The organism is Bradyrhizobium sp. JYMT SZCCT0180 (assembly GCF_018130165.1).
Taxonomy (GTDB): domain Bacteria; phylum Pseudomonadota; class Alphaproteobacteria; order Rhizobiales; family Xanthobacteraceae; genus Bradyrhizobium.
The window spans coordinates 203,836-211,538 of record NZ_JAFCLZ010000016.1; the positions used below are offsets into that span (position 1 = coordinate 203,836).

Consider the following 7,703-nt stretch of genomic DNA (forward strand, 5'->3'; position numbering starts at 1 on the left):
GCAACCTCTCTTGCACATGGAGCTTCGATACGGGCGATCGTGCTCTCGCGTGCGCCACGCCAGGCTAGCGCACGCCGCGAAACTGATAATTAAATGCAATGCACCCATAGCGTGTCCATGCGAGCTTCACGCGTCAAGCTCAAAAGCCTTCCTCGGACTGTTTGGCTTGGCGTGTCGCAATTCGGCCACAGGCGATCCCAGGCTGGATTACTAACACGCTTCATTGGGACAACGCGGACAGGTCACACGCGAGCGTGCGATGATTTCGGTAGTTTGCAAGGCGTCAGCGAGCTCTGCCACCGATGGCGAAGCCAACTCGTGCAAAGAAGCCGGTGAAGGAAAGGAGGCAAACAAAAAAGGTCGCCGCAGCTCTGGGGAGGCACCCTGAAGGGAGGCGGTCCGGACGAACAACATGAAGAGGGAAGCACGCGCAATGCCGGCGCCTTTCGGTTAGCAAGGGTAAGAGTCACAGCTGGATTGAAAGAATGCAGCTCCCTGATGAGGGTTACAATTTCGGCGGCTAAATCAGCCGTAACCCCTTCAAACTCGCATGGCCGTTCTTGCCGACGATGATGTGGTCGTGCACGGAGATGCCGAGCGGAGCGGCGATGTCGACGATTGCCTTGGTCATCTGGATGTCGGCCTGCGACGGCGTCGGATCGCCGGAGGGGTGGTTGTGCACCAGGATCAGCGCGGTCGCGGACAATTCCAGCGCGCGCTTGATCACCTCGCGCGGATAGACCGGGGTGTGGTCGACGGTGCCGGTCTGTTGCACCTCGTCCGCAATCAGCTGGTTGCGCTTGTCGAGGAACAGCAGGCGAAACTGTTCCTTGTCGGCGAATGCCATGCTGCTGCGGCAATAGCCGATCACGTCGTTCCAGGACGACAGCGCGATGCTGCGCTTGATCTCGCCTTTTGCCACCCGGCTCGCGGCGGCCGCGAGCAGCTTGATCTGGTGGACGGACGCATCGCCGATCCCATCGACTTCGCGCAGCCGCGCTTCCGGCGCGTGGACGACTTCGGCAAACGAGCCGAACTTCTTCAGGAGTAACTTGGCCAGCGGCTTGGTGTCGCGCCGGGGCAGGGCGGGGAATAGCGCCATCTCCAGCAGCTCATAATCGCTGAGCGCGTCCGGCCCGGCGCTGTAGAAGCGCTCGCGCAGCCGCTCGCGATGGCCGTGGTAATGCGGCGTCTCGGCGGGCTCGGCATTGGGATCGTGCGGCTTGGCGGGCATCGGCATCAAGCATGCCGTGCCGGCCAGCTTTTGCAACTCTGAAGTGCGGGGCGGCGGTGGATTTCGGACAGAGAAAAGGCGCCGCACGAAATGCGGCGCCCTCTGTTTTCTGACGACCTCGCTATCAGGCCTTCACGGCCGCGAACGCATAGCCGTTGCCATCCTTCGTCAGGGTACCGACATTCGGGAAGCCGAAATGATAGCCGGCGATCATGCCCTTCTCGGCGATGATACGATCGAACAGAGCGCGGCGCGTGGCTTCCGCCTTCGGGCCATCGGCATCGAAGCTGGAGAACCAGCCGGGATTCCTGACGAACAGCTGGTGCATGCCGGTGACGTCGCTCTGGATGAAGAGCTGCTGTCCACCGGAGGCCACCAGGAACGACATGTGTCCGACGGTATGGCCAGGCGTGGCGATCGCCTTGACGCCGGGCGCGAGGTCGGCGCCGTCATTATATTGCTTGATGTTCTTCCAGGTCGGGAACGTCGCCTGGATGCGCTTGACCATCGGACGGTTGGCTTCAGGCACCTTCTCCACCAGCGCCGGATCGGTCCAGTACTTGAACTCGACCTCGGGCATCATGATTTCAGCGTTCGGGAACACCTGCGCGTTGGTCTCCTTCACCCACAGGCCGGAGATGTGGTCGCCATGGAAATGCGAGATCACGACCGTGGAGACGGTCGCGGGATCGAGGCCGGCGGCCTTCATGTTGTCGGCGAGTTTGCCGACCGTGGCCGGACCGTTGCCGCCGAAGCCGGTATCGAACAGCACGACCTTGCCGCCGGTCCGGATCGCCGTGACGGTAAAGGGGTTGTCGATCTTGTCCGGCCCGATGCCCGCCGCGGTCAGCGCCTTCTTGACGTCGTCGAGCGAGGCATTCTTGACCATGGCTTCAGTGACGGTGCGCTCGACGGAGCCCTCATGCAGGCTGAACACCTCGATGTCGCCGACCTTGTATTTGAGGCTGTCCGCGGCGCGCTGCGCGTGCGCCGCATCGATGAACGAAACCGGTCCCTTGAGGCCGAAAACGAGCGCGGCTCCCGTGCTCCCGAGAATCAGATCTCTGCGTGAAATCTCGAACATTGTTCTTGCTCCCTTGGTTGATCGCCCGTCGGAAGCCCTGACCGAGAGCGTCCGCGTGAGTTCTACACCGTCGCGCGCGGCGTATTCCGCAGGGATTCAAGTTAAAGGACCGGCATCTTGCCGCAGGATATTGAGAACGATTTGCAACTAGGATTGTGGCCATCGTCCTCATGGCGTCGGCATCCAGTATTTCGTGCCGTTGCAATCATGAATTGCCGCAACGGTAGGAAATCAGTTGGCCGGGGTTTCCATCCACCCGATGATCTCCTCGACCTGATGCAGGTCGATGGCCACGCCGATGCAAAGCGCCGCAATCTCCGGCGTCGGCGCTACCACATCCGGCACCATGATCACCATGGCGCCGCTGGCGTGCGCCGCGCGCACGCCGTTGAAGGAATCTTCGAGGATCAGGCAATCGCTGACCTCGAACCCCAGCGCCGACATCGCCTTCAGGTGAACGTCCGGATGCGGCTTGCCGCGGGCCACGTCGTCTCGCGTGGCGACGCTGCGGAAGAAATGCTCGATCTCGCAGTGGTTCAGATGATGAAGCGCTTCCTTCCGCGTCATCGAGGTCCCGACTGCCATCGGCATGTCCGCCCGTGCCAGCGCTTTCAGCAATTCTGAAGCGCCGGCCTTCAAGGGAACGCCGGCGTTCAGTATCGGGCCAAGCCGTGCCGAGACTGCCGCCATATAGGCAGGGAGCGGAAACGCCGCGCCATGGTCGGCACGAAGCTGCGTCTCCAACTCCGCGCCGAGCAGCCCGACCAGCGACAGCACATAGTCTTTCGAGACGACGTGTCCGACATCACGGCCGGCCTCGACCATGGCGCTGACATAGGCGGGAATGGTGTCGATCAGCAGGCCGTCCATATCGAAGACGACGGCCTTCGGCCTGCGGGGTAAGGTTACGCGCCGGTCCAATTATGCCTTGGCTAAAGGCTTCTCGGCGTGGCGTTGCGACAGCGTGAAAATTTCGACGCCATCAGCGGTTACGCCGACCGAATGCTCGAACTGCGCCGACAGCGAGCGGTCGCGCGTGACAGCGGTCCAGCCGTCGGACAGGATCTTCACATGCGGCTTGCCGAGATTGATCATCGGCTCGATGGTGAAGAACATGCCGGGCTTCAGCGCCACGCCTTCGCCGGGCCGGCCGATATGGATGATGTTCGGCTCGTCGTGGAACATGCGCCCCAAGCCATGGCCGCAGAAATCGCGCACCACGCTCATGCCTTGCGGCTCCACAAAACTCTGGATGGCGTGGCCGATGTCGCCGGTGGTGGCGCCGGGTTTTACGGCGGCAATGCCGCGCATCATCGCCTCATAGGTGACCTCGATCAGCCGCTCGGCCTTGCGGGCGATCGGGCCGATCACATACATGCGGCTGGAATCGCCATACCAGCCGTCGACGATGAAGGTGACGTCGATATTGACGATGTCGCCTTCCTTCAGCGCGCGGTCGCCGGGCATGCCGTGGCAGACCACGTGATTGATCGAGGTGCAGGTCGAATAGCGGTAGCCGCGATACATCAGCGTCGCCGGATAGGCGCCATGGCTGAAAGCAAAATCGCGGACGAATTCGTCGATCCGCGAGGTGGGAATACCTTCCTTGACGATGTCGGTGAGCTCGTCGAGGCATTTGGCGACCAGGGCGCCCGCCTTGCGCATGCCGGCGAAACCGCTCGCGCCATGCAGCTTGATCTGTCCGGTCTTTCGCAAGGAGGTATCTGTTGCTTCGATATAGCTCATGGGCGGGTCATGCTTCGGAATTGAGGGCGTCAAAGGCTGATTTGCAGCCTAATTTAATGATCGCAGCCAGCAGTGCAAGCCAAGGTTGGAGGGCTGGAGGGCATCTAAACGCTTGATTTCAGCTGGAAACCTCCACCACGGATTCGACCGGCAGCGCGCCGCCCCGGACCCGGATTTCACGCACCGGATAGGGAACCCGGATGCCCTCGCGCTTGAAGGCGTCCCACAGCGCCAGCATCACGTCGCTCTTCACGGTGTCCATGCCGTCGGGGTCCGCGATCCAGAAGGTCAGGGAGAATTTCATCCCGGCCTCGGCGAATTCGGTCAGGATGCAGTTCGGCGGCTTGTTCTTGATGGCGCGGGGCGCGGCCGAGGCGATCTCGATGGCCAGCTTGCAGACCAGCCGCGGATCGGCGTCGTAATTGGTCCCGAACAGCACCTTCACCAGCGTGTTCTTGTCGGTATAGGTCCAGTTCACGACCTTCTGCGTCACGAGATCCTCGTTCGGGATCAGGAATTCGCGGCCGTCGCCGGCGGCGACCGAGATGTAGCGCGTCTTCATCGCACTGATCCGGCCCGAGCTGTCGCCGATGGTGACGAGATCGCCGGGTTTTACCGACTTGTCCGCCAGCAGGATGATGCCCGAGATGAAGTTGGCGACGATCTTCTGCAGGCCGATACCGATACCGACGCCGACCGCACCGGAGAATACCGCGAGCGCGGACAAATTGATGCCGACGGTGCTGAGCGCGATGATGATCGCCAGCACCATCAGGCCCATGCGGATCATCTTCACCAGCAGCACCTGGATCGACGGCGTCAGGTCCGCGGAACGGGTGATGCGGCTTTCGACGAAATTGCTGGCGATGTTGGTCAGCCACAGCGCCACGATCAGCAGGGCGCCGAGCTTGATCAGGACCAGCGGCGTCAGCCGCAATCCGCCGAGCACGATTGAGGCCGCATCCGAATCCAGCAAGTCCAGCGTCGGTTGCAGCTGGCCGACGACGCTGAGCGCTGCGACCAGCCACGCCGACAGCGACACCAGGCGGACGATGAACTCGTTGCGAATGACCGATGTCACGAGGCGAATGACCAGCCAGGCCAGCGCCAGCTTGGCGGAGACCGCCAGCAGATAGCTGCGGCTCGGCCAGGTCGAATGGTACATCGTGATGCGGGCGGCGATCATCAGGACGGCGAACACCGCGGTGGAAGCACTGAAGACCAGCACGCGGGCGAAGTGTCTGAGCGGCAGCGGCAAGCCCATCGCGAACGAGGTCATGTCGACCCGCGAACGAATCGCCGCGTCGCTTGCATAGGCGATGCCTGCGCCGGCGAGGATCAGGCCAAATTGCAGATAGAACCAGGGTGAGGTGACTTCCGCGCCGAGCGACCGCGCGGTGGTGTGCAGCAACTCGATAATCTCTTTCGGATCCATCGGCAAAATCTCGTTCGGGGCCAGCTTGCCTATCAAGCCGCCCCATCATGCAAAATTGATTCGAAGCGCAGGCAGATTCCCACAAGCACGCTGCGGATGCCATCGATACCGGACGTCCGCAAGGGCAAGTTAGGCCGATAAACCGGGCACATTGCCGCTATCTGGAGAAATGGGTTGGCGTTCAACTGTGGCGACGATAAGGATGCAATTGCAAGTATTTGCCCAACGTTGCAGGGCTGCAAATCTTCTCTAGATTCGAGGCTTCCCTCAATTCATGGCTTCTCTCGATTCAGTAAGTCTGGCGATTTTGCTCGGAGCCGTCCTGATCATGGCCGGAATTCTCTCGAGCCTGCTGGCGCTGCGCTTTGGCGCTCCGTTGTTGCTGGTCTTCCTGATGATCGGCATGCTGGCGGGCGATTCCGGGCCCGGCCAGCTGAGCTTCGACGACGTGCGCTCGACCTATCTGGTGGGATCGGTGGCGCTGGCGCTGATCCTGTTCGACGGCGGTCTGAAAACGCGGTTTCAAAGCATCCGTGCGGTGCTGGCGCCGTCCACGGTGCTGGCGACGGTCGGCGTGTTGCTCACCGCCCTGGTCACGGCGCCGTTCGCCAAATACGTGCTCGATCTGAACTGGAGCGAATCGCTGCTGGTCGGCGCCGTCGTCGCCTCGACCGATGCGGCGGCGGTGTTCCTGCTGGTGCATGCGCAGGGCCTGCGGCTGCGCCCACGTGTCGGCGCGACGCTCGAAGCCGAGTCCGGCACCAACGATCCCTTCGCGGTCTTCCTCACGCTGATGCTGGTCCAGTATATTTCGCTCGGTCAAAGTTCGGCCGCGCATATCGCGCTGGAATTCGTCCGTGAAGCCGGGCTCGGCGCTGTCGTTGGCGTGATCGGCGGCCGTCTGGTGGTGGTGGGGCTCAATCGCGTGGCGCTGCCGCAAGGCCTGCATGCGCCCTTTGTCGCCACCGCGGCGCTGGTGATCTTCGGGGCGGCGCAGATCGCGCACGCCAGCGGCTTTCTGGCGGTCTATCTCGCCGGCATCATCATCGGCAACCGGCCGACGCGCGCGCATAATTCGGTGGTGACGTTCCTCGATGCCGCGACCTGGCTGGCGCAGATCGTGATGTTCGTCATGCTCGGCCTGCTGGTGTCGCCGCAACGGCTGGTGAGCAGCATCGGTCCGGCCGTGCTGGTGGCGCTGGTGCTGATGCTGCTGGCGCGGCCGCTGGCGGTGTTTCTCTGTCTCGCGCCGTTTCGCTTCAACTGGCGGGAAAAGCTCTTCATCGCCTGGACCGGCCTGCGCGGCGCAGTGGCGATCTTCCTGGCATCGATCCCGATGCTGGTAGGGCTGTCGAAAGCCTATCTCTATTTCGACGTCGCCTTTGTCGTCGTCTTCATCTCGCTGCTGCTGCAGGGCTGGACGCTGGCGCCGGCGGCGCGGCTGCTGCATGTGGCGCTGCCCCGCGCGGACCGTGGCCCGCGGCGTGTTGAACTGGATCTGCCCGGCCAGCTCGAGCAGCAGCTGGTCGGCTATCCCGTGCGCTCAAAGAGCCTGTATTTCCGACGCGGGCTGATTCCGTCGTGGTCGAAGCCGACGCTGGTGATCCGCGACGAGCGGATCCTCTCGCCCACCGAGGCCGATCCGATCGCACCCGGTGATTACATCTACCTGCTGGCGCCGCCGGAAAAGGCCGAAGCGCTGGATCGATTCTTTGTCGACATGGCGCCGAGTTCGGCGCCCGATCCGCATCTGCTCGGCGATTTCACGGTGTCGGGCGAGCACACGCTGGGCGAACTCGCTGCGATCTACGGCGTTGCGGTCGGTGAAGAGCAGGCCAAGCTGACGCTGGCGGATCATTTCGACATCCATCTCGACCACGCGCCAAAGGAAGGCGCCGAACTGGTGCTGGATCCCATCGTCCTGGTCGCGCGCAGCATCAGTGGCGGCCGGGTCAGTGTCATCGGCCTGCGACTGCCCGAGGATGACGAGGTGGCCGTGCCCCTGACGCGCATGCAGGCGTTCAGGCGCAAGCTTGCCGAGATATGGTCGCAGGTCGCGGGGGTGTAGGATCCAATGAGATTGAATCGATTTGCTCAGGCGCAGGTGCGCTCCCTCTCCCGCTTGCGGGCAGGGCTATCGCATATGGCTGAGGGTAGCCAAGAGGAAGGCGTCGTCCCAACCGGCGCGCTTGATTTTACGCCGG

The 7,703-nt window shown here is 62.7% G+C and carries 6 protein-coding genes; 1 reads left to right on the forward strand and 5 read right to left on the reverse strand.

Annotated elements, in window-relative coordinates; all coding sequences use genetic code 11:
* Nucleotides 1-520 precede the first annotated feature (520 nt).
* From radC to JQ641_RS24025, 5 genes are all read right to left on the reverse strand, one after another.
* Entirely contained in the window at nt 521-1,234 is a 714-nt protein-coding gene (gene radC, locus JQ641_RS24005; protein WP_211998378.1) for a RadC family protein, read from the reverse strand.
* 124 nt (nt 1,235-1,358) lie between these two features.
* Complete coding sequence (locus JQ641_RS24010; protein ID WP_211998362.1) at nt 1,359-2,318, reverse strand: MBL fold metallo-hydrolase; 960 nt, start codon at nt 2,316-2,318, stop codon at nt 1,359-1,361.
* A 231-nt stretch (nt 2,319-2,549) separates the two neighbouring features.
* Nucleotides 2,550-3,239 (reverse strand): HAD family hydrolase, encoded by a 690-nt coding sequence (locus tag JQ641_RS24015; protein ID WP_211998363.1) that lies wholly within the window; start codon nt 3,237-3,239, stop codon nt 2,550-2,552.
* Nucleotides 3,240-4,064: a type I methionyl aminopeptidase gene (gene map, locus JQ641_RS24020; protein WP_211998364.1), complete on the reverse strand. Its 825-nt coding sequence runs from the start codon at nt 4,062-4,064 to the stop codon at nt 3,240-3,242.
* Nucleotides 4,065-4,182: 118 nt separating this feature from the next.
* Entirely contained in the window at nt 4,183-5,499 is a 1,317-nt protein-coding gene (locus JQ641_RS24025; RefSeq protein ID WP_211998365.1) for a mechanosensitive ion channel domain-containing protein, read from the reverse strand.
* Nucleotides 5,500-5,773: 274 nt separating this feature from the next.
* Here JQ641_RS24025 and JQ641_RS24030 point away from each other — a divergent pair, with 274 nt between their 5' ends.
* Complete coding sequence (locus tag JQ641_RS24030) at nt 5,774-7,567, forward strand: potassium/proton antiporter (RefSeq protein ID WP_211998366.1); 1,794 nt, start codon at nt 5,774-5,776, stop codon at nt 7,565-7,567.
* Nucleotides 7,568-7,703 lie beyond the last annotated feature (136 nt).

Coding starts and splice junctions, on each gene's coding strand:
- radC (WP_211998378.1), bottom strand. CDS start 1,234: ATGCCCGCCAAGCCGCACGATCCCAATGCCGAGCCCGCCGAGACGCCG.
- JQ641_RS24010 (WP_211998362.1), bottom strand. CDS start 2,318: ATGTTCGAGATTTCACGCAGAGATCTGATTCTCGGGAGCACGGGAGCC.
- map (WP_211998364.1), bottom strand. CDS start 4,064: ATGAGCTATATCGAAGCAACAGATACCTCCTTGCGAAAGACCGGACAG.
- JQ641_RS24025 (WP_211998365.1), bottom strand. CDS start 5,499: ATGGATCCGAAAGAGATTATCGAGTTGCTGCACACCACCGCGCGGTCG.
- JQ641_RS24030 (WP_211998366.1), top strand. CDS start 5,774: ATGGCTTCTCTCGATTCAGTAAGTCTGGCGATTTTGCTCGGAGCCGTC.